Annotated in this window: 1 protein-coding gene; it reads right to left on the reverse strand. The window is 68.6% G+C overall.

What is annotated here, in order from left to right:
• A partial coding sequence (locus ADK60_RS27240; RefSeq protein WP_234371273.1) for a condensation domain-containing protein occupies positions 1-306 on the reverse strand: 306 nt, incomplete at both ends.

The following is a 306-nucleotide window of genomic DNA, read 5'->3' on the forward strand; positions in this document are numbered from 1 at the left end:
CGGCCGAGGTAGTTGAAGACGATCTCCGCGCCGGCCTTCTCCTCCAACTCTCCCAGGCGCGCGGCGGTCTGCGGGTTCAGATAGCGCAACAGCCCGTAGCCCAGACCGTGGTCGGGCAACGACCGCAGGTGCTCCTTCACCCGCTTCACCGCCTCACCCAACGCCGCACCACCCGCAACGGCCTCCCCGACGTCCAGACCCCCAAGGTCCAGACGCACCGGGAAAAGGCTGGTGAACCAGCCCACCGTACGGCTCAGGTCCGTCCCCGCACCGAGCTCCTCACGGCCGTGACCCTCCAGTTCCACC

The sequence above is a fragment of the Streptomyces sp. XY431 genome (assembly GCF_001279805.1).
GTDB lineage: Bacteria > Actinomycetota > Actinomycetes > Streptomycetales > Streptomycetaceae > Kitasatospora > Kitasatospora purpeofusca.